The 19,262-nt window shown below is 51.5% G+C and carries 18 protein-coding genes; 5 read left to right on the top strand and 13 right to left on the bottom strand.

Translation table 11 applies throughout. The annotated features are described in order from the left end of the window. The 8 genes from PsAD37_RS01345 to ffh form a co-directional block, all read right to left on the bottom strand. On the bottom strand, nt 1-700 hold a 700-nt coding region (locus PsAD37_RS01345), incomplete at its 3' end, for a helix-turn-helix domain-containing protein (RefSeq protein WP_153039659.1). Between the two features lie 476 nt (nt 701-1,176). After that, the gene (locus PsAD37_RS01350; protein ID WP_063294618.1) at nt 1,177-1,503 is read right to left on the bottom strand and encodes a hypothetical protein; all 327 of its coding nucleotides are present in this window, start codon (nt 1,501-1,503) and stop codon (nt 1,177-1,179) included. Nucleotides 1,504-2,210: 707 nt separating this feature from the next. Continuing rightward, nucleotides 2,211-2,672 (bottom strand): 50S ribosomal protein L19, encoded by a 462-nt coding sequence (rplS, locus tag PsAD37_RS01360; protein WP_063286463.1) that lies wholly within the window; start codon nt 2,670-2,672, stop codon nt 2,211-2,213. A 203-nt stretch (nt 2,673-2,875) separates the two neighbouring features. Continuing rightward, nucleotides 2,876-3,580, bottom strand: a complete 705-nt coding sequence (gene trmD / locus PsAD37_RS01365; protein WP_063294620.1) for a tRNA (guanosine(37)-N1)-methyltransferase TrmD — start codon at nt 3,578-3,580, stop codon at nt 2,876-2,878. Nucleotides 3,581-3,690: 110 nt separating this feature from the next. After that, nucleotides 3,691-4,254 carry a ribosome maturation factor RimM gene (gene rimM / locus PsAD37_RS01370; RefSeq protein WP_063294621.1) on the bottom strand — a complete coding sequence of 188 codons (564 nt, stop codon included), beginning with the start codon at nt 4,252-4,254 and terminating at the stop codon, nt 3,691-3,693. Nucleotides 4,255-4,290: 36 nt separating this feature from the next. Then, nucleotides 4,291-4,680: a 30S ribosomal protein S16 gene (rpsP, locus tag PsAD37_RS01375; protein ID WP_063294622.1), complete on the bottom strand. Its 390-nt coding sequence runs from the start codon at nt 4,678-4,680 to the stop codon at nt 4,291-4,293. Between the two features lie 21 nt (nt 4,681-4,701). Then, nucleotides 4,702-5,019, bottom strand: a complete 318-nt coding sequence (locus PsAD37_RS01380; RefSeq protein ID WP_084407626.1) for a chorismate mutase — start codon at nt 5,017-5,019, stop codon at nt 4,702-4,704. Continuing rightward, nucleotides 5,020-6,576 carry a signal recognition particle protein gene (gene ffh, locus PsAD37_RS01385; RefSeq protein WP_063294623.1) on the bottom strand — a complete coding sequence of 519 codons (1,557 nt, stop codon included), beginning with the start codon at nt 6,574-6,576 and terminating at the stop codon, nt 5,020-5,022. 386 nt (nt 6,577-6,962) lie between these two features. Here ffh and PsAD37_RS01390 point away from each other — a divergent pair, with 386 nt between their 5' ends. Together PsAD37_RS01390 and PsAD37_RS01395 are read left to right on the top strand one after the other, a co-directional pair. Beyond that, a complete protein-coding gene (locus PsAD37_RS01390) occupies nt 6,963-7,961 on the top strand; it encodes a carboxylesterase (protein WP_063294624.1) in 999 nt (332 codons plus the stop codon). A 141-nt stretch (nt 7,962-8,102) separates the two neighbouring features. Next, on the top strand, nt 8,103-9,023 hold the full coding sequence (locus PsAD37_RS01395) for a carboxylesterase (protein WP_208991624.1): 921 nt from the start codon (nt 8,103-8,105) through the stop codon (nt 9,021-9,023). A 62-nt stretch (nt 9,024-9,085) separates the two neighbouring features. Here the strand turns inward: PsAD37_RS01395 and PsAD37_RS01400 are convergent, their stop codons facing one another. After that, nucleotides 9,086-9,763 carry a YggS family pyridoxal phosphate-dependent enzyme gene (locus PsAD37_RS01400; protein WP_063294626.1) on the bottom strand — a complete coding sequence of 226 codons (678 nt, stop codon included), beginning with the start codon at nt 9,761-9,763 and terminating at the stop codon, nt 9,086-9,088. A gap of 212 nt (nt 9,764-9,975) precedes the next feature. On the opposite strand from PsAD37_RS01400, the gene leuS reads away from it, so the two are divergent. The 3 genes from leuS to holA are packed head-to-tail and all read left to right on the top strand — an operon-like array spanning nt 9,976 to nt 14,234. After that, the gene (gene leuS, locus PsAD37_RS01405) at nt 9,976-12,588 is read left to right on the top strand and encodes a leucine--tRNA ligase (protein WP_063294627.1); all 2,613 of its coding nucleotides are present in this window, start codon (nt 9,976-9,978) and stop codon (nt 12,586-12,588) included. Beyond that, complete coding sequence (lptE, locus tag PsAD37_RS01410; RefSeq protein ID WP_057463224.1) at nt 12,575-13,186, top strand: LPS assembly lipoprotein LptE; 612 nt, start codon at nt 12,575-12,577, stop codon at nt 13,184-13,186. The genes leuS and lptE overlap by 14 nt, the downstream gene beginning before the upstream one ends. A gap of 7 nt (nt 13,187-13,193) precedes the next feature. Beyond that, the gene (holA, locus tag PsAD37_RS01415; protein WP_063294628.1) at nt 13,194-14,234 is read left to right on the top strand and encodes a DNA polymerase III subunit delta; all 1,041 of its coding nucleotides are present in this window, start codon (nt 13,194-13,196) and stop codon (nt 14,232-14,234) included. A 534-nt stretch (nt 14,235-14,768) separates the two neighbouring features. Here the strand turns inward: holA and PsAD37_RS01425 are convergent. From PsAD37_RS01425 to mnmG, 4 genes are all read right to left on the bottom strand, one after another. Then, nucleotides 14,769-15,668, bottom strand: a complete 900-nt coding sequence (locus PsAD37_RS01425; RefSeq protein WP_057463221.1) for a ParB/RepB/Spo0J family partition protein — start codon at nt 15,666-15,668, stop codon at nt 14,769-14,771. A 107-nt stretch (nt 15,669-15,775) separates the two neighbouring features. Beyond that, nucleotides 15,776-16,603 (bottom strand): ParA family protein, encoded by an 828-nt coding sequence (locus PsAD37_RS01430; protein WP_063286220.1) that lies wholly within the window; start codon nt 16,601-16,603, stop codon nt 15,776-15,778. An 11-nt stretch (nt 16,604-16,614) separates the two neighbouring features. After that, the gene (gene rsmG / locus PsAD37_RS01435; protein ID WP_063294649.1) at nt 16,615-17,235 is read right to left on the bottom strand and encodes a 16S rRNA (guanine(527)-N(7))-methyltransferase RsmG; all 621 of its coding nucleotides are present in this window, start codon (nt 17,233-17,235) and stop codon (nt 16,615-16,617) included. Between the two features lie 46 nt (nt 17,236-17,281). After that, nucleotides 17,282-19,165: a tRNA uridine-5-carboxymethylaminomethyl(34) synthesis enzyme MnmG gene (gene mnmG, locus PsAD37_RS01440; RefSeq protein ID WP_063294630.1), complete on the bottom strand. Its 1,884-nt coding sequence runs from the start codon at nt 19,163-19,165 to the stop codon at nt 17,282-17,284. Nucleotides 19,166-19,262 lie beyond the last annotated feature (97 nt).

A 19,262-nucleotide genomic window follows, 5' to 3' on the forward strand; every position in this document is an offset into this window, starting at 1 on the left:
CATGGATCAGGCGGACACCAAGATGAGCCAACCAGATCCGCAATGGTGTCCAACGCTGATCGGTAAGAGCAGTCCCCCATGGGGAACCGTTGTCAACCAGAAAGGCTCTCGGCAAGCCGTAGAGCTTAAAGCTCTCTTCTAAAGCCGTTTTAACTGTATTGGTGCGTTGGTCTGGGCAAGCCTTAAGGCAGGTCGCAAACCGGGAGTGGTCGTCGACAACCGTGAGAGGATGGCAACGAGTGTTATCTTCCAGCCTGATCCAACCTTTAAAATCCATTTGCCAGAGTTGATTAGGAAGAGGAGCTTCAAATCGCTGCCAATCCGGGGACCTTGGGGTTGATTTCGGTTCAATACGGTCATGGCGCTGTAAAATGGCGTGCACCGTGGAGCTTGCTGGAACTGTAATGCCTTTATGCTGCAGATAAGCGCGGATCTTTCGAGCACCCCAAGCCGGGTAAGTATCACGCACTGATAAAATCCTCTGCTCCACCTCCTGTGGTGAACGTCCAGGAGATGTTCTGGGCCGGCGGGAGAGATCATTCAAGTCTTCTCCCCCACGCCACCGCCTTAGCCATTTATAGCCTGTTTGTGGGCTGATACCGAACCGGCGACACAAGGCACGCCGATTAGCATTGTCCTGATCTGCAAGTCGGACAAACTCTTCTCGAAGTTTCATTGTTGAACACTCTTTCCAAGGCATCCCGGTCCCTCCCTGAATGCCATGTTAATGTGTCAACCATCTCTCCGAACACCTGTAACCTATGTCTCCGGTATGTACACACCGAGCCGGGATCCATAACCCCTTGCCTCAATCTTCCACTAAGGCACTCAATCAATCTCTAACACGGGGAGTATGGGTCCCGGGTCTCCGCTACGCTCTGCCCGGGATGACACCAATTAACTAAAGAGCAAGCCCACTTATCTGCGGGCAGATGATGAGCATCAGCCGAGAACTACGCCTACCACCTTCTCTTCACGTAATTCACTCATCGCCGTCCTCCCGGACAAGCAACGCGCAGATCCGGGACCCAGAGCCACACCCACAATCGCTTCTACTCAAACACACGAAGAGGCTGGCCTGCGGGCACACTTCGCCCGGCCGCAGACCAGCAGGACACTCATGAAGGGCTGTGCAAGGGTAGTTGAGGCAGCCCTTGGAGTGCCGTTCACAGTGATCTAATCAAGAGACACAATATTGGTTTCAACCGGTGGTGGAGAGGCGACGCTGCGTGTCGCGTGACTGGAAAATCCTTTAGGGAAGGACGTGCCAGACAACGCATCAGTTAAAATTCCGCAGGTCTTATCAAGTGCCTCTAGGCGGTCAGATAATGCATGGTGCAAAGTGAAGAGAACGTCACGCTCACTGCTGTTCTTCATCCGCTCGCTCAGCACCAGATGCTGCATATAAGCAAGGTTCTGAAGATCAGAAACAGCAAAGTTCACGTCATCAATTTCATTCTGAAGAGTATTTGTGGCGCCACAGGCGCATGCAGTGTCGTCCATATTCAAAGCCTTCTTTTCTGGCTGTTGAAGTTCCGCACGACAGATGAGCTTGTGACGGCCCGCTGGCGAGCGGGAGGTTCACAACCTGGAAAAGACAGGCGAGTTTATTCCCTCCCGAAAGAGGTGTTGTATTCACCGCCCTCCCGCTCATAGCAAAGGGTTTGCGCCCTCAGAAAAAAGGCACAAAAAATCCGCTAGTTGACGGGAGCGGTTACCGCTTTTCAGAGGTTGTGAAGCCTCACATATGAATGTGGAATGGAACGCACCACCTGTCAACGAAAAGTTGCAGGATGATAAGAAGGTGTTGCCGCAGGGATACGCTGGTGAGACCCCACCACCGTCATCCAGCACAAGCGTAGCGCGATGCGGCCACCATCAACTGTTCAGGTTTGGTAAGACATGCGAGGCGGGATCTGACCGCGTCACGATCTAAAGCCGTGCTGGGCTCTGATCTGGGACCCAACGACCTCCGCCTCGCTACCATTCAAGCACAAAACAAACACACAGGGATCCAGTTGAATGGCAAAAGCAAAAAGACAAGCAAGCAGCTATAAATTCGGGATCTTCGCTTAGGATGACACCGAGGGCGCTGCTATGCCTGAAGCCAACCAAACCGCAGAACCTGCAAAAAACCCGACCATGAACACAAAAAACCCCGCTGATTTCTCAGCGGGGTTTTAGAAACCATAGAGGCCGAAGAGTAAATCTTACTCTGCAGAACCTTTAGCTTCAGCAGCTTTTTCAGCAGCTTTTGCAGCTTTTGCAGCATTAGCAGCCGCACGAGCTTCTTCGTTAAGACGCTTTGCGCGTACGTTGGTAGCTTCAACGATACGTGCGGACTTACCGCGACGCTCACGCAGGTAGTAAAGCTTCGCACGACGGACTTTACCGCGGCGAATGATTTCCACGCCTTCAAGCATTGGGCTGAAGATTGGGAATACACGCTCTACACCTTCGCCGTAAGAAATCTTACGAACGGTGAAGCTTTCGTTGATGCCGCCGCCGGAGCGTGCGATGCATACGCCTTCGTAGGCCTGCACACGAGTACGAGTACCTTCGGTAACGCGTACGAGAACACGTAGCGTATCACCTGGAGAGAACTCAGGAAGCGTACGCTTCTCTTCGATGCGAGCCATTTCTTCGGCGTCGAGCTGCTCAATGATATTCATGGCAGTTTCTTCCATTTTAAATATTGGTCAGAGCGTCCCTCAATGGTCGAGCCACCGGGACGTGTTCACCAAACCTTGGCATTATGCCGGGAAGTGAAGTGGAACTAGGACCCTAGCGGCAAACGCCAGACAGAATCCACTCCAGTCGGCGCGGGTTTAGCCGATTTTTGTAGGTTTGTCATGAAAAAAGTGTAGAAAACCCGCTATCCACGGCTATTTTCAAGGTAATCCTTCCAAAGATCTGGCCGTCTTTCTTGAGTAATCTTTTCAGACATCTCAAGGCGCCACTGATCAATCAGTTTATGATTACCACTTTTAAGAATAGATGGGACTTCCTGCCCTTCAAATTCGACAGGCCGCGTATAATGTGGGTGCTCAAGTAAGCCATTCTCAAAGCTTTCAGATTCGCCGCTCTCTTTATTTCCCATAACACCGGGAAGAAGGCGGACAATGCTGTCCAAAACCACGTGAGCAGCAACTTCTCCTCCTGAGAGAATGTAGTCGCCAATAGACACTTCCTCGAGCTGGCGCCCTTCTATGACGCGCTCATCAACACCTTCAAAACGACCGCAGACGATAATCACACCCGGTCCATCAGCCAGTTCACGAGTTTTTGCCTGCGTAAACGGCTTTCCGCGCGGGCTCATAAGCAACCGTGGACGCGTATCCTCGTCCTCAGTCACATCATCAATCGCCTTGCCCAGAATATCAGGCCGCAAAACCATACCAGCGCCACCGCCAGCAGGCGTGTCATCAACCGAGCGATGCTTATCAGTCGCGTAATCGCGAATGTTGTTCGCTGTAAGAGACCAAGCTCCACGCTCCATCGCACGCCCAGACATGCTCATTGCCAGATTTCCCGGAAACATCTCAGGGTACAGCGTCAAGATGGATGCACGAAAGGTCATAGGATACCCGTTGCTCAAGTAAGGTCAGTCTCTGGAATGTATTTTGATGCACAAACTGCAAAAATCACACTGATGATCTCAGCAATGTCTGCATCTGATAATGCGAAAAATCAGCCTGCTTCTGGCTTAGAGCCATCTTCGGGTTCTTTTTCACCTTCATCATAAAAGCCTTCGGGAGCATGGACCTCCACATATCCCTCTTTGAGGTCAATGGTAGGAACAACAGCTTTTGTGAATGGGAACATAAGAGAATTGCCGCTCTTCGGGGCAACTTCAATCAAATCACCTGCGCCAAAGTTCAAAAGAGCCAACACAGTTCCAATTGCCTCACCCTTCTCATCAATGGCTTTCAGGCCAATGAGATCAGTGTGATAGAACTCGTCTTCGTCTTCTGTTTCAGGTAATTTTTCGCGAGCGATATAAAGCTTCATCCCGTTGAGGACTTCTGCTTCATTGCGAGTATTCACGCCTTCAAACTTGGTAACCACCACAGTTTTTTGAATGCGAGCCTTCTTAACTTTAAATTTGCGGCTACCGTCAGCACTTTCGAGCTTACCGTAATCGCCAAAAGAAAGCGGGTCATCACCAAATGGTTTGACCCGCACTTCTCCACGTATGCCGTGAGCAGCCCCGATCTGAGCCATTAGAATGCGGTCTTCAGGCTTGTTTGCCATTGCCGGCGTCTCCTTCTCAGATCGGGTATGCTTATATTATTCGGAAGCTGGTGCTTCAGCAGCTGCTTCTTCAGCAGCAGCTTTTGCTTCAGCTTCTGCAGCCAGCTTCTCGTCAAGACGCTCTTGAGCTTTCTTGCCGAGTTTCGCTTTGATTGGGTTGTTGCGTGGCTCACGCTTCATCAGGCCAGCTGCATCGAGGAAACGCAGTACGCGGTCGGATGGCTGTGCGCCGTGACCAAGCCAATGCTTGATGCGCTCTTCGTTCAGCTCAACGCGGTTGTCAGCATCTTTAGGAAGCATTGGGTTGTAACGACCAACGATTTCGATGAAACGACCGTCGCGTGGGGAGCGAACGTCTGCAATTACGATACGGTAGAAAGGACGCTTTTTAGTGCCACCGCGTGCGAGGCGAATTTTAGTAGCCATTGTTTATTTACTCCTAGGTATTCAGTCTGTGCTGTGTTCAGCAGCAATAGCTTCATGATGCCGAATGACTTCCTTCACGATGAAGTTCAGGAACTTTTCAGCAAAGTCAGGATCAAGATTGGCCTCGGCCGCGAGGCGGCGCAGACGCTCAATCTGAAGTTTTTCACGGGCCGGGTCAGCCGGTGGAAGACCATGGGTAGCTTTCAGCTCCCCAACAGCCTGTGTGCAACGAAATCGTTCAGCCAACATATGCACCAGAGCAGCGTCAATGTTGTCGATGCTGGAGCGAAGTCCACCAAGGATCGCCTTGGCTTCTTCAGTTTTGTCGATCTCGCCCAATTACTTTTTCCCCTTGCCGAGCCCTGGCAAACCAGATGCTCCACCAAGACCGGGCAATTTAGGGCCGCCAGCTCCTGGCAATCCCCCGGGAAGCCCACCACCCGGTAATCCTTTAGGCATTTCCATGCCGCCCGGCAGCTGACCGGATTTAGCCATCTGCTCAAGCGCTTTAGGGTCGATGTTCGGCATTCCGCCGCCCATGCCTGGCATACCGCCACCCATAGCGCCCATCATCTTGCCGAGCATGCCCTTGCCTTTGCCCTTACCCATGGCCTTCATCATATCGGCCATCTGGCGGTGCATTTTCAAAAGCTTGTTAACTTCAGCGACCTGCACACCAGAACCTGCAGCAATACGCTTTTTGCGGCTTGCTTTAAGCAGTTCAGGCTTGGCACGCTCTTTCTTGGTCATAGAGGAGATGATCGCCATCTGGCGTTTGAACATGTTCTCATCAAGGTTGGCGGAAGCAAGCTGCTTCTTCATTTTGCCAACACCAGGAAGCATGCCCATCATGCCGGACATTCCGCCCATCTTTTCCATCTGCTTCAGCTGTTCAGAAAGATCGTTCAGGTCAAAGTGACCCTTCTGCATCTTCCGAGCCATCTCTGCGGCTTTTTCCGCATCAATCGCTTCAGCAGCCTTTTCAACGAGCGAAACAATGTCGCCCATTCCAAGGATGCGATCAGCAATACGCTTTGGATGGAAATCTTCGAGCTCATCAGATTTTTCACCGGTACCAATCAGCTTGATCGGCTTGCCGGTAACAGCACGCATGGAAAGCGCCGCACCACCGCGGCCATCACCATCCATACGGGTGAGCATGATACCTGTGATCGCGCAACGCTCATCAAAGCTCTTCGCCAGATTAACAGCGTCCTGACCAGTCAGAGCATCAGCAACGAGCAGAACTTCATGCGGGTTGGACGCAGCTTTAATCTGCTCCATCTCAATCATGAGAGGCTCGTCAATGTGACCACGACCCGCTGTATCGAGCATGACCACGTCATAACCGCCAAGCTTCGCTGCATTCAGCGCACGCTTTGCGATATCAACTGGCTGCTGCCCTTCAATGATAGGAAGCGTGTCAATCTCGTTCTGCTCACCCAGAACTTTCAGCTGCTCTTGCGCTGCCGGACGGCGCGTATCAAGAGAAGCCATCAAAACTTTGCGCTTATCGCGCTGTGTCAGGCGACGTGCAATCTTGCCGGTTGCGGTGGTTTTACCCGCACCCTGCAGACCAACCATCATGATGCAAACCGGAGCCGGAGCATTCAGGTCGATCGGATGAGATTCCTCACCGAGCATCTCAATAAGCTGGTCATGCACGATCTTAACGACCATCTGACCCGGCTTAATGGACTTAACAACCTCTGCGCCAACAGCGCGGTGTTTCACCTTGTCGACAAAAGAACGCACGATCGGCAGCGCCACATCAGCCTCAATGAGCGCGCGGCGAACTTCACGCAGCGCTTCATTAACATCGGATTCAGAAAGCGCACCGCGTTTTGTGAGCTTATCTAGAATGCCGCCTAGGCGATCTGACAGATTATCGAACATGTCGTTCCTTTAAAATCTCGTTTCTGCACAAACACCTGAAGAAAACCAACTGGTGCCGTACACTCGTTCCTAGTGAATTTGGTGTCACCAAGCCAAAATTGCCACGGCAAATCGATTGCACATAGCAAAAAATCACCCGAGGGCGCAACGCGCTGTCGGGTGTTGACTTCTGGGATCTCTTTACACCTTTTCGGGTCCCAGTCAGTGGCTCCGGTCTTCACATAGAAGGAGTTAGGTCGGGTATCTACGAGAATACAGGTGCCGAGTCAAGCAAAACCGCCATTTGTTGGAGATTGTATAAGCTTGGATAAAAAGGAAAACTCAAAGATGCACCAGGTTTCCTGCCAAGCTGACTCACTATCAGCAAAAAAAGAGGCGATTTAACGATGCTGTTCCGAAAGAACTATCTGTTTTTGCTGTCTCTTATCGTCCTGATCATCGGCTTCCTGCTCTACTGGGCCAACACCTATGTGTCTCCTTCTATCACATTCAACCCAAGTGACATTGGCGAAGACCCTGAAGAATACATCGCACGGGTAGAAAGCCGCTTTACAGACATTAAGCCCGGTCTCGAAAAGCAAATCATCTGGCAAAACCCCGACACCAAGGTCAAAACCGAATTTGCCGTCGTCTACATGCACGGCTTTTCTGCCAGTAAAGATGAAATCAGGCCCGTTCCCGATCTCGTCGCCAGCTCCATTCAGGCCAACCTCTATTACACACGGCTTCCCGGTCACGCCCGTACACCTGCTGCTATGGGAGAACCGAATGTCGATGACTACTTCAATGCTTTGGCAGAAGCGCTCACAATCGGGAAAGCCATCGGCAACAAAGTCATCGTTATCAGCACCTCATTCGGAGGCTCTCTAACAGCATGGATGGATCTGACTGATCATTCTCTAAAAGAGGACATAGAAGCAATCGTCCTTATCTCTCCCGTTTTTGAACTGGCCGCAGCAGGAACCTCCCTGCTCACATATCCGCTTGCAGAGTACTATACCCCAATCATCGTAGGCCGTTATCGGGTTGCTGATCCGAATGCCAACTTTGAGGAGATCTACGCCTGGACCAACGCCTATCCGGCAACCGCCCTGCTTCCTCTTGCTGAAACCGTCAAACTCGTGGGCAGTCTGGATGCAGCAAACGCGACCATTCCAACCATGTTCATCTACGATATCCGCGACGAAACCTCAGATGAGCACACCACAGCGAAGTTCTTCGAAAACTGGGGCGCACCAAAGCACCGCCTCCTCATAACCGAGTCCGCAGGCAACCATCACGTCATCGCAGGCGACATCATCAATCCGGAAAACAACCTCCTCGTTTCCAACGGTATCATCGAGTGGCTTGGCTCCAGAGGCGTACCCACTGTCTACTCTCAATAAAACTTCCTGATGCTCTGATTTGATATTTCAACCCAAGCTGGAATAAGCTGGTGCCGCTAAGGAATAAAGGCCCCCCATATGCTCTTTCGATATTTTATCTTTGTAGTACTGATTTTACTCGTAGGAGGCACAATTGCCTTCATGACAGGCCCAAGAGAACCACGCGATACAGAGATCACCTTCAAACCCGAAATTATGGGTGATGACCTCGAAGTGTATCTTTCAGAGAGTGAGGCCAGGTTTCAGGATATTCGTTCTGACACGGCCAAAGAGATCATCTGGTTCAATGGTGAGAAGAACAGCAAAACACCTCTTTCTATAATTTACGTCCACGGTTTCTCCGCCAGCAAACACGAGATCCGCCCTGTACCGGACCGCGTTGCCAGTGAGATGGGCGCCAATCTTTTCTTCACCCGCCTGACTGGCCATGGTCGCTCGGGTGAAGCGATGGCAGAAGCCTCATTGAACGACTGGGTCAACGATCTCGCTGAAGCGGTCGAAATTGGCCGGCGTATTGGTGAGAAGACAATCATCATGTCCACCTCAACCGGTGGCTCACTTGCAGCTTGGCTCGCGATGCAGGACCACTCGCTGAAAGATGATGTGGCCGCGATGGTGTTTGTCTCACCAAACTTCGGTGTCAAAGCAGCAGGCGGCTTCCTGCTCGATATGCCGTTCGCAAGACACTATGTTCCTCTGATCATTGGCAAAACCCGCTCATCTTCTAAAGCACCATCTAAAGAAGAGCAAATGGGCTGGACCATCAGCTATCCAAGTGTAGCCCTCCTCCCAATGGCAACCACAATCTCAGTTTTGCAGGAACAAGACCCCGCAAAAGCAAGCGTACCTGCCCTCTTCATCTACAGCGAAAAAGATGAAACCATCGACGCAGCACTCACCAATGTCGCCTATGACAAATGGGGCGCACCAAAACAGCGCCTGCTTATCGAAAGCTCAGGTGACGATAACAACCACGTCATCGCAGGCGACATCATCAGCCCGCAAAACAACGATCTAGTGGTCTCCACCACAGTCCAATGGCTGAGCGATCAACTACTTTAATACAAACGAAAAACGGGCGAGAAGTTCCTCGCCCGTTCAAAACTCAACATTTTCAGTGATGCTTACTGCGAATAATCGCGCGCACCGAACACAGCAGAACCAACGCGAACGTGCGTTGCACCATGTTGAACGGCAATTGGGTAATCAGAAGACATTCCCATGGAGAGCTTTTCCAGACCGTTCCGCTTTGCGATTTTCTCAAGCAACGCGAAATGCATGCCCGGCGCTTCGTCAACTGGCGGAATGCACATCAGGCCTTCAATCTCCAGCCCATACTCATCACGGCACTTCGCGATAAACGCATCTGCTTCCTTTGGAGGAATACCAGCCTTCTGGTCTTCTTCCCCGGTATTAACCTGAATGAACAGCTTTGGCGCCTTGCCTTGCTTATCCATTTCAACTTTCAGCGCTTTAGCAATCTTATCCCGATCCACAGTGTGGATCACGTCAAAGGTCTGGATAGCCTCTTTCGCTTTGTTAGACTGAAGCGGGCCGATCAGATGTAACTCAACACCTTCAAACTCCTCACGAAGCCCAGGCCATTTGCCCATTGCTTCCTGAACCCGGTTTTCACCAAACACACGCTGTCCAGCTTCTAAAACCGGCTTAATCTCTGAAGCTTCGAATGTTTTTGAGACTGCAATCAACGTTACAGAGCCGTTCGGACGTTCAACATCCGCCTCAGCTTTTCCGATGTTTTCCTTAACCTCTTTAAGGCGAAGTGCAGCAGCGTCACTCATTCCTAACTCCAGCGAAAAATCCATATTGGAGACATGAAATGCGCTCCCTAAGGTCTAAATGCAAGAGTAGTTGCACTTCATTGAGAGATTTCTGACAAATCTTCTTGGTTTTTCCTCTGTCTACCGCTTGACCAAGCTGGCAATTTCTGGTGACAGTCCGAGCAAACCTAATTTGCTTGATCAGGGCAAAAATCAAACACACGGCGGAATAAATGGCTACGGATAGGTATAATGCACGCGCAACGGAAGCGCGCTGGCAAAAAGTATGGGACGAAAAGAACGTCTTCGAGACGGACAACGATGATCCGCGCGAAAAATACTACGTACTAGAGATGTTCCCTTACCCATCCGGTCGTCTACATATGGGGCACGTGCGCAACTACTCCATGGGTGACGTGGTTGCACGCTTCAAACGTGCACGCGGCTACAATGTTTTGCACCCGATGGGTTGGGATGCATTCGGCATGCCTGCAGAAAACGCGGCAGCTGAAAAAAAGGTACACCCAAAGGGTTGGACCTACGACAACATTGCAGCAATGCGCGGCCAGCTGAAAACAATCGGCCTGTCGTTTGACTGGAGTCGCGAATTCGCAACCTGCGATGAAAGTTATTACGCACAGCAGCAGGCCCTGTTCCTGGACTTCCTGGAAGCTGGCTTGGTTTACCGCAAAAACGCGAAGGTAAACTGGGATCCGGTCGACATGACCGTTCTGGCAAACGAACAGGTGATCGACGGCAAAGGCTGGCGCTCTGGCGCAGTTGTTGAGCAGAAAGACCTGACCCAGTGGTTCTTCAAGATCTCTGATCATTCCGAAGAGCTGTTGGAAGCAATAGACACTCTGACCGAATGGCCTGAAAAAGTTCGTCTCATGCAGAAGAACTGGATCGGCAAATCTGTTGGTCTGAAGGTCAATTTCGAGTTCACCGAAACCGCTCCAACCGGTGATGAGACTCTGGAAATCTTCACCACCCGTCCAGATACGCTGTACGGCGCGTCCTTCATGGGCCTGTCACCAGATCATCCGATCACGCAGAAACTGGCTGAAGACAACGCAGAACTGCAGGAGTTCATTGCTGAATGTCGCCGTATCGGCACGACAGCTGAAGCAATCGAAACCGCAGAAAAGCTTGGCTTCGACACTGGCCTGCGCGTCAAACACCCGCTGAACCCATCCTGGGAACTGCCAGTCTATGTGGCAAACTTCATCCTGATGGATTACGGCACAGGCGCTATTTTCGCATGTCCTGCACACGACCAGCGCGATCTGGACTTCGCTCACAAGTACAAACTGCCAGTCAAAGCAGTTGTGCTGCCAGAAGGTGAAGACCCGGCCACATTCGACGTTGGCACCGAAGCTTACACCGGCGAAGGCTCCATCTTTAATTCCGAGTTCATGGACGGCATGTCCATCGAGGATGCGAAGAATGCTGTTTCTGACAAGCTGGAAGCGCAAGAAGCCAAAGGCAAACAGCAGGCGCACCGCGAGACCAACTATCGTCTGCGCGACTGGGGTATCTCCCGTCAGCGCTACTGGGGTTGTCCGATCCCTGTCATCCACTGTGATGATTGTGGTGTTCAGCCAGCGCCAAAAGAAAGCCTGCCAATTGTTCTGCCGGAAGATGTCACTTTCGACCGTCCGGGCAACCCGCTGGATCGTCATCCAACATGGCGCAACGTGAAATGCCCATGCTGTGGCAAGGATGCTCAGCGTGAAACCGATACCATGGACACCTTCGTGGATTCTTCTTGGTACTTCGCGCGCTTCACTGATCCGAAGAACAGCAATCCGACCGATCCAAAGGTTGCTTCTGAGTGGCTGCCGGTTGATCAGTACATCGGCGGCATCGAACACGCGATCCTGCACCTGCTCTACTCCCGCTTCTTTGCACGCGCCATGCAGATCACCAAACATCTGGATGTGAAAGAGCCATTCAAAGGCCTCTTCACACAGGGCATGGTGAACCATGAGACCTACAAAGACCCTGATGGAAAATGGGTAACACCAGCTGAGATCAACATCATCAGCACCGAAGGCGACAGAAAAGCGGTTCACGCAGAAACCGGCGCTCCAGTTACCATTGGTTCCATCGAGAAGATGTCCAAGTCGAAGAAGAACGTTGTTGACCCAACCGACATCATCGACACCTACGGCGCTGATACAGCACGTCTCTTCGTTCTGTCTGACAGCCCGCCAGAGCGCGACATCATCTGGGCAGAAGATGGCGTAATCGGTGCATGGCGTCACGTACAGCGCGTATGGCGTATCATCGGTGAAGTCTCAGAAAAGACCGAAGCCAACATCACAAGACCTGCTGAGTTCAGTGATGAAGCAACAGCCCTGCGCCGTGCTTCTCATAAAACTCTGGCTGCCATCACAAAAGACTTTGATGGCCTTGGCTTCAACCGTGCTGTTGCCCGTCTTTATGAGTTCACCAACGCAATCAGCAAGGCGCTTCAATCAGACCTGTCCAAACCGGACATGGCATATGCTCTGCGCGAAGCAACTAGCTTCCTCCTGCAGCTCATGGAACCAATCACACCTCACCTTTCTGAGGAATGCTGGTCCATACTTGGCAATGAAGGACTGGTATCCACATCAAACTGGCCAGTTGTCCAAGAGGATCTGCTGGTAGAAAACACCATTACGCTTCCGATTCAAATCAATGGGAAGAAAAAAGGTGAGCTTTCTGTAGCAAGAGACTCTTCCAAAGAGCAGGTAGAAGAAGCTACTCTGGCACATGAGGCTGTTCAGAAAGCTCTGGATGGCAAGGCCCCACGTAAAATCATCGTGGTACCTCAGAGGATTGTAAATGTCGTTGTTTGATCGCCCTGCTAAATCAGGTCGCCCTTCCCGCCGGGTTCTACTCGGCGGGGCAACAATTGTTGCGGGTGCCCTTCTTCTTTCTGGCTGCCAGTTCCGTCCGCTCTATGGCGTTAGCCCAACGCTGTTAGGCGATGGCTCGGAGCAGACTCAGACCGTCCAGGCTCAAATGGCGGCAATTTCCATGAAGTTCCCAAGCTATGGGGATTCAGGGTCTATCAAGCGCATCAATCAGGTCCTGCGCAATCAGCTGATTTTCGCGTTCACCCGTGGTGGTGATGCTCTGCCGCCAAAGTATCGTTTGGAAATCCTGACAGACAAGCGCCGTGCTGAAGTGGGCGTTGAGCAGCTGGCCGACGTGCCAACCGCTTACAACATCACCGTCAACACCAGCTTTGTACTGGCAGATATCCAGACAGATCGTACGCTCTACACTGGCCGCTCCTTTGCCTCTGCATCCTTTGACTTTTCCAGTCAGCGCTTTGCAAACCTGAGAGCAGAACGAGATGCAGAAGACCGTGCTACCAAGGTTGTCGCTGCCGACATCAACACCCGCATAGCAAGCTTCTTTGCAACTCATCCTGTAGAGCCTGTAGAATAGGACCACTATGGTAGCCCTCAAAGCTGCTGAAATTGACCGGTACATCGCCAACCCGCCAGACTCTGTAAACCTCATTCTTGTTTATGGACCAGACGCCGGGTTGGTGAATGAGCGAGCGCAAGCACTCATCTCCAAAGCAGCCTCCGAGAATGATGATCCATTCTGCCAGGTCAAACTGGACGCTGCTGATATCGCTGCAGACCCAAGCAGATTGATTGATGAGGCACTGACTATTCCCCTATTTGGTGGCCGTCGCACAATCTGGGTCCGCGAAAACGGCACCAAGAGCGTGCTGCCTGCCGTCGAACCGCTTCTCAAAAACAACGACTTTTCTGCCTTCATCGTGATTGAAGCCGGAGACCTGAAAAAGACTGCAGGCCTGCGCAAAAAGATCGAAGCCAGCAAAACCGCTGTCGCCATCCCTTGCTTTGCAGACACAGCACGCGATGTAGATCGTCTGATTGATGAAGAAACCCAGTCAGCAAACCTGCAAATCAGCAAAGAAGCCCGTATGGCGCTTCACACTCTGCTTGGCGCTGACCGCATTGCTAGCCGCGGAGAACTCAAGAAGCTGTGCCTCTACGCGATGAATGACAACCGTATTGAGGTCCATCATGTCGAAGAGATCATCGGCGATGCTTCTGCATTCGCCATGGATGAACTAATCGATGCTGCAGCTTTGGGTGACACGATCACATTGGACCACGGCCTGGAGCGCCTCTCAGCCTCAGGGACGGACGTTGGCGTGATAGCCTCTCAAGCCCTCAGACACTTCCAAATGCTTCACCTGTGCCGTTTAAAAGCCAATCAACGCATTGCTGTAGAAGATGTTATTGGCGGCGTGCGCCCTCCGATCTTCTGGAAGCGCCGCTCGAAGATTGTCAGGCAGGTTGAGATCTGGAATGAAGACTTTCTGGAACGCGCTCTGACCCGTCTCAACGACGCTGTAAAAGAGGCGCGCTTCAACGCCAATCTCTCAACTGCGATTGTGTCTCATACCCTTCTGGCAATTGCTCAGGTAGCTAAAGCCTCAAACAGACGACGATAAACACGCGGAAGGTGGGTCGCCACCTTCCTCACAAACAACAACAATATTCGCATAAAGCGAAATCACAGGACTCCTATGTCTCACTCACTCATCCAATGGATCAGGCTGAAGTTCGCTCAACACGAACTTTGGGCAATCAACTTCGCGCTCCTGCGCCCTCAATTATCGCTTTTTGGAGCAGCATCATTGTGGGCCTGGATTTTCCCGCCATTGCTCAGCTTTGGTGTCTTGATCGGCTACCTCATGCAGAACTACGCGGTACTGGGATCAGTCATAAATCTGATCATAGGCCTACCCGCACTAATCCTCTTGGCTTATTGGGTTTTCCGTTGGTACTTCATTTGCCTGGGCTTGATGTTCGGCCGTCGCAATTTGGCTGAGAAGAAGAGAGCAGAAATCAGTGCACGCATTGAAAGACTGCTTCCAGTCATAAGCTAAATTCCAACTAAGAAATTCGTTTCTTTTCCGAATCTAAAAAGGCCGCGCCTCAGTTAAGAGACGCGGCCTTTTCTAAATTTCCGAAAGCAGAAACAATCAGTTCTGAATGCCCAGCAAGCGGCAGACTTCGTCCAGTTGCTCTACATTCTTGTACTTGATCTTAAGCTCACCGGTGCCCTTATCAGTCTTGTGAGCAATAGCCACCTTAAGACCCAGGCCATCGGCCAGACGCTTCTCTAAAGCGCGTGTATCCGCATCCTTTTCAGGCTTCGGAGCGGCCTCTTTCTTCTGGAACAAATCCGGGTTCTGAGCCAGACGCTCTGCATCACGAACTGTAAGCCCCTTCTCCACGATCAGCTCAGCCAAAGCCGCAGGATCTTCTGCAGTGATCAATGCACGTGCATGACCAGCAGTGAGAAGCCCTTCTGCAAGATAGTCCTTCACTGAGTTCGGCAGTTTCAGCAAACGCAGTGTGTTGGCCACATGGCTCCGGCTCTTACCGATAACCTTGGAGAGTTCAACCTGGCTGTAAGAAAACTCTTCGATCAGCTGATCATAACCCAACGCTTCTTCGATAGGATTCAGGTCTGCACGCTGAACATTCTCGATGATCGCAAGTTCCAGCGCTTCCTGATCAGTCACCTCACGGATGACAACAGGCGCATCATGCAAACCAGCCTTTTGAGCTGCACGCCAACGACGCTCACCAGCAATGATCTCGAAATGACCCGGCTTATTCGGACGAGGACGCACCAGAATTGGCTGCACAATCCCCTTCTGACGAACGGATTCGGTCAGGTTGTTCAGATCATCTTCTACAAATGATTTGCGTGGGTTACGTGGGTTCGGCTGAAGGTACTCAATCGGCACCTTCCGCACATCACGGTTACGTTCTGGAGTGGAGACAGCTGGCTCTGAGTTTACGTCACCCAACAGCGTTGCAAGGCCGCGCCCTAGTCGCTTATTGGTACGCCCTGCTTCCTCAGTTTTCGCCATTTCAATTCCACCTATCTACATTCTAGGAGCTCGGGAGTCAGCAGCCCCTTCCCGCACGCTCTGCGGGTCAAATAACAAATCTCTTTAAAGTAGAAGCGGCAACCAGATCAGGCAGCCGCCATCCGCATGTCACGCTCTCGCTGAATAATTTCGGAAGCGAGTCGTAAATAAGCCTGCGAACCGGAACACTTCAAATCATAAAGCAAAGCAGGCTTGCCATAAGATGGAGCCTCGGAAACACGTACGTTCCGTGGAATCACAGTCTCATAGACTGCATCACCCATCGTCTCACGCACATCCTGTACAACCTGACTGGAGAGATTGTTACGGCTGTCATACATGGTCAACACAATGCCATGGATGCTCAGCTCTGAATTGAGAGACTGCTTCACCTGCTCAACAGTGCTAAGCAGCTGGCTTAGACCTTCCAGAGCAAAAAACTCGCACTGCAACGGTACAAGAATACTATGAGATGCCGATAAGGCATTGATAGTCAAGAGATTTAACGACGGCGGACAGTCCACTAGAATATATGAATACCCTTGCGCCCTACCCATCTCAGCTGCCTGCGCCATACCTGAAATTGCATTCCGTAATCGGAATGTCCGGTCAGGTGCAGAAGAAATCTCCAACTCAACACCCAGCAAATCCATCGTTGATGGAGCAATCCATAAACGCGGAACAGCGGTTTCCAGAACAGTTTGCTCTAGCGTCGAATCTCCGCTCAAAACATCATAGGTAGAATATTCACGATCGACGCGATCAATCCCTAACCCCGTCGACGCATTGCCTTGCGGATCCAGATCAATAATCAGGACGCGTTCGCCAATTGCGGCAAGCGCTGTGCCAAGATTAATGGCTGTTGTCGTCTTGCCTACGCCACCCTTCTGGTTGGCGATAGTCAAGACACGTGGAGATTGCGGCAGTAAGCTCATCCGACAGCACCCTAGTTAGCGGTTTTCGGGTCGATTTTAGATAGAACCAAAACGCGACTTAGCGGATCTACTAGACTTACTTTTTCTACCAGATCAATTGACCAATCGGCAGATGCTTCTTCAATTTCGCGGCGAAAATCTTGACCTTTGTGGAAAACAGCAGTCGCGCCACGCTGTACAAATTGCGAAGAAAACCCGCAGAGAACCTGTAAAGAAGCTAGTGCACGCGCCGAAACACCCTCAATCGGAGCCTGCCAGTCTTTCGTAACGGCTTCGATTCTACCCGCATGAACTTTGACGTTACAGCCAGTCTCTCGGGCCACAGTCCGAAGGAAAGCAACTTTGCGCTGGTTACTTTCAACCATGTGCACAATGCCCTCTTCCCCTTCCTGCCTCAGCAACATCGCAGTCACGAGTCCAGGGAAACCTGCACCGCTTCCGAAATCAATCCAGGAGCGAGCATCCGGCAAATTACGCTGAATCTGAATAGAATCGGCCACATGCCGCATCCAGATATCGCTCATCGTAGATGGTGCGATTAGATTCTGTGCAGGCTGCCACTTGAGGACCAGGTCTACATAGATACTTAGACGCTCAAACGTTTCACGTGAAACATCTTCATACATACGCATGATAGGTGTAATCTGGCTGTAATCAGCCCTTGTTTCGAATGACATACTAAACAGCACCAGCAATCTTTTTGCCTGAGCGGCGAATATACGCAAGCAGCAAAGTCAGCGCCGCTGGGGTAATCCCATCCATGCGCGATGCTTGCCCGATGGTTGAAGGGCGCAAAGCTTCAAGCTTCTGGCGCACCTCGTTGGAAAGTCCGGTCAGTGAGGCATAGTCAATCCGCTCAGGAATAACCAAGTCCTCATCTCGTTTCAAAGCGGCGATATCAGCAGCCTGACGTTCCAGATAGACGGCATACATCGCATCTATAGAAACCTGTTCAGCACATTTGATATCGACATCTTTCATCTCATCAAAGATCTCAATGAGGTCTTCAAGAGTGATATTTGGATAGGCCAACAAATCAAAGACAGAGCGCTTCACACCATCCTGATTGATCGGCAAGCCATGCTTACGCCCTTCGTTGGGTGTAATTTTGACCGACTGCATCAAATCCTTGGTTTTCCGCAGTTTTTCCATCTTCGTTTCGAAAGCGACTCGACGCGTATCACCAATACATCCCCACTCAAGACCAAGTGGTGTGAGACGCTGGTCCGCATTGTCTGCACGTAGTGTGAGACGATACTCAGCGCGGGATGTGAACATGCGATACGGCTCAGAAACGCCCCGTGTGATGAGATCATCCACCATCACACCAATATACCCGTCAGCACGTCCAACAGTCACTGCAGCACCGTCCTGAGACGTTCTGGCTGCATTCAAACCAGCCAACAGCCCTTGAGCACCAGCTTCTTCATAGCCGGTCGTACCGTTGATCTGACCCGCGAGGTAAAGGCCCTTCTGCTTCTTCACCTCAAGCGTGTTTGTCAGTTCAGTTGGATCGATGTGATCATACTCAATCGCATAAGCCGGCTTAAAGTACTCAACCTTCTCCAAACCCGGAATGGTGCGCAGAAACTGGATCTGAACATCCTCAGGCAGAGAGGTAGAAATACCGTTCGGATAGACCGTCGGATCATCCAGCCCTTCAGGCTCAAGAAAGATCTGATGACCATCACGATCACCAAAGCGAACGATCTTATCTTCAATAGACGGACAGTATCGAGGACCCCTGCCCTGGATTTCGCCAGAATACATCGCTGAACGCTTAATGTTGTCGCGAATGATCTGATGCGTCTCTGGTGTCGTCCGTGTGATGTAACACGGCACCTGACGGATCTGGATTTTGTCGGTCAGTGTAGAAAATGGAATAGGCTCTTCATCACCTGGCTGCTGCTGAAGGATTTCCCAATTGATCGTGCGCCCATCCAGACGTGCCGGGGTACCTGTCTTCAAACGACCAAGACGCAGACTAATCTCTTCCAAAGATACAGACAAACCAAGTGCTGGCGCTTCACCATCACGACCCGCAGGAATCTGCTTATCGCCGATATGGATCAGACCACGCAGGAACGTGCCGGTCGTGATCACGACTGCCTTGGCCGAAACCTGACGACCATCACCAAGCACGACGCCTTTGAGGATATCGCCCTCACGAATCAGCGTGTCAGCTTCGCCTTCCACCACCTCGAGATTATCAATCGCTCTAATCTCAGCTTGCATCGCTTCGCGATAAAGCTTGCGGTCAGCCTGAGAACGCGGCCCTTGCACAGCAGGCCCTTTGCGGCGATTGAGCATACGGAACTGAATGCCAGAAGCATCTGCCACCCGGCCCATCAATCCATCCAGCGCATCGATTTCTCGAACCAGATGCCCCTTCCCCAAACCGCCAATAGCTGGGTTACATGACATCACACCAATGGTGTCAAAGCGATGAGTTATAAGCGCTGTATGGGCACCCATGCGCGCAGCTGCAGCCGCGGCTTCACAGCCTGCATGGCCGCCGCCAATCACGACAACGTCAAACTCAAGATCAAAATTATCAGACATTTCGGTCCTGCATTTCGCCCATCTAAAAACAGAGAAAGGACAAGCCACACTCTCTGCGAGCCTCTGGACCATATGAAGGCCGCAGATAAAACTTGGG

Source organism: Pseudovibrio sp. Ad37 (assembly GCF_001623075.1).
Lineage (GTDB): Bacteria > Pseudomonadota > Alphaproteobacteria > Rhizobiales > Stappiaceae > Pseudovibrio.

Excerpts from the sequence above, each read along its gene's own strand:
- rpsP (WP_063294622.1), bottom strand. The coding sequence starts at position 4,680 with ATGGCTACTAAAATTCGCCTCGCACGCGGTGGCACTAAAAAGCGTCCT.
- rsmG (WP_063294649.1), bottom strand. The coding sequence starts at position 17,235 with ATGCGTATGTATGAAGATGTTTCACGTGAAACGTTTGAGCGTCTAAGT.
- PsAD37_RS01390 (WP_063294624.1), top strand. The coding sequence starts at position 6,963 with ATGCTGTTCCGAAAGAACTATCTGTTTTTGCTGTCTCTTATCGTCCTG.
- holA (WP_063294628.1), top strand. The coding sequence starts at position 13,194 with ATGGTAGCCCTCAAAGCTGCTGAAATTGACCGGTACATCGCCAACCCG.
- PsAD37_RS01395 (WP_208991624.1), top strand. The coding sequence starts at position 8,103 with ATGACAGGCCCAAGAGAACCACGCGATACAGAGATCACCTTCAAACCC.
- leuS (WP_063294627.1), top strand. The coding sequence starts at position 9,976 with ATGGCTACGGATAGGTATAATGCACGCGCAACGGAAGCGCGCTGGCAA.
- PsAD37_RS01430 (WP_063286220.1), bottom strand. The coding sequence starts at position 16,603 with ATGAGCTTACTGCCGCAATCTCCACGTGTCTTGACTATCGCCAACCAG.
- mnmG (WP_063294630.1), bottom strand. The coding sequence starts at position 19,165 with ATGTCTGATAATTTTGATCTTGAGTTTGACGTTGTCGTGATTGGCGGC.
- lptE (WP_057463224.1), top strand. The coding sequence starts at position 12,575 with ATGTCGTTGTTTGATCGCCCTGCTAAATCAGGTCGCCCTTCCCGCCGG.
- PsAD37_RS01350 (WP_063294618.1), bottom strand. The coding sequence starts at position 1,503 with ATGGACGACACTGCATGCGCCTGTGGCGCCACAAATACTCTTCAGAAT.
- rimM (WP_063294621.1), bottom strand. The coding sequence starts at position 4,254 with ATGGCAAACAAGCCTGAAGACCGCATTCTAATGGCTCAGATCGGGGCT.
- PsAD37_RS01400 (WP_063294626.1), bottom strand. The coding sequence starts at position 9,763 with ATGAGTGACGCTGCTGCACTTCGCCTTAAAGAGGTTAAGGAAAACATC.
- ffh (WP_063294623.1), bottom strand. The coding sequence starts at position 6,576 with ATGTTCGATAATCTGTCAGATCGCCTAGGCGGCATTCTAGATAAGCTC.
- trmD (WP_063294620.1), bottom strand. The coding sequence starts at position 3,580 with ATGACCTTTCGTGCATCCATCTTGACGCTGTACCCTGAGATGTTTCCG.
- PsAD37_RS01425 (WP_057463221.1), bottom strand. The coding sequence starts at position 15,668 with ATGGCGAAAACTGAGGAAGCAGGGCGTACCAATAAGCGACTAGGGCGC.
- rplS (WP_063286463.1), bottom strand. The coding sequence starts at position 2,672 with ATGAATATCATTGAGCAGCTCGACGCCGAAGAAATGGCTCGCATCGAA.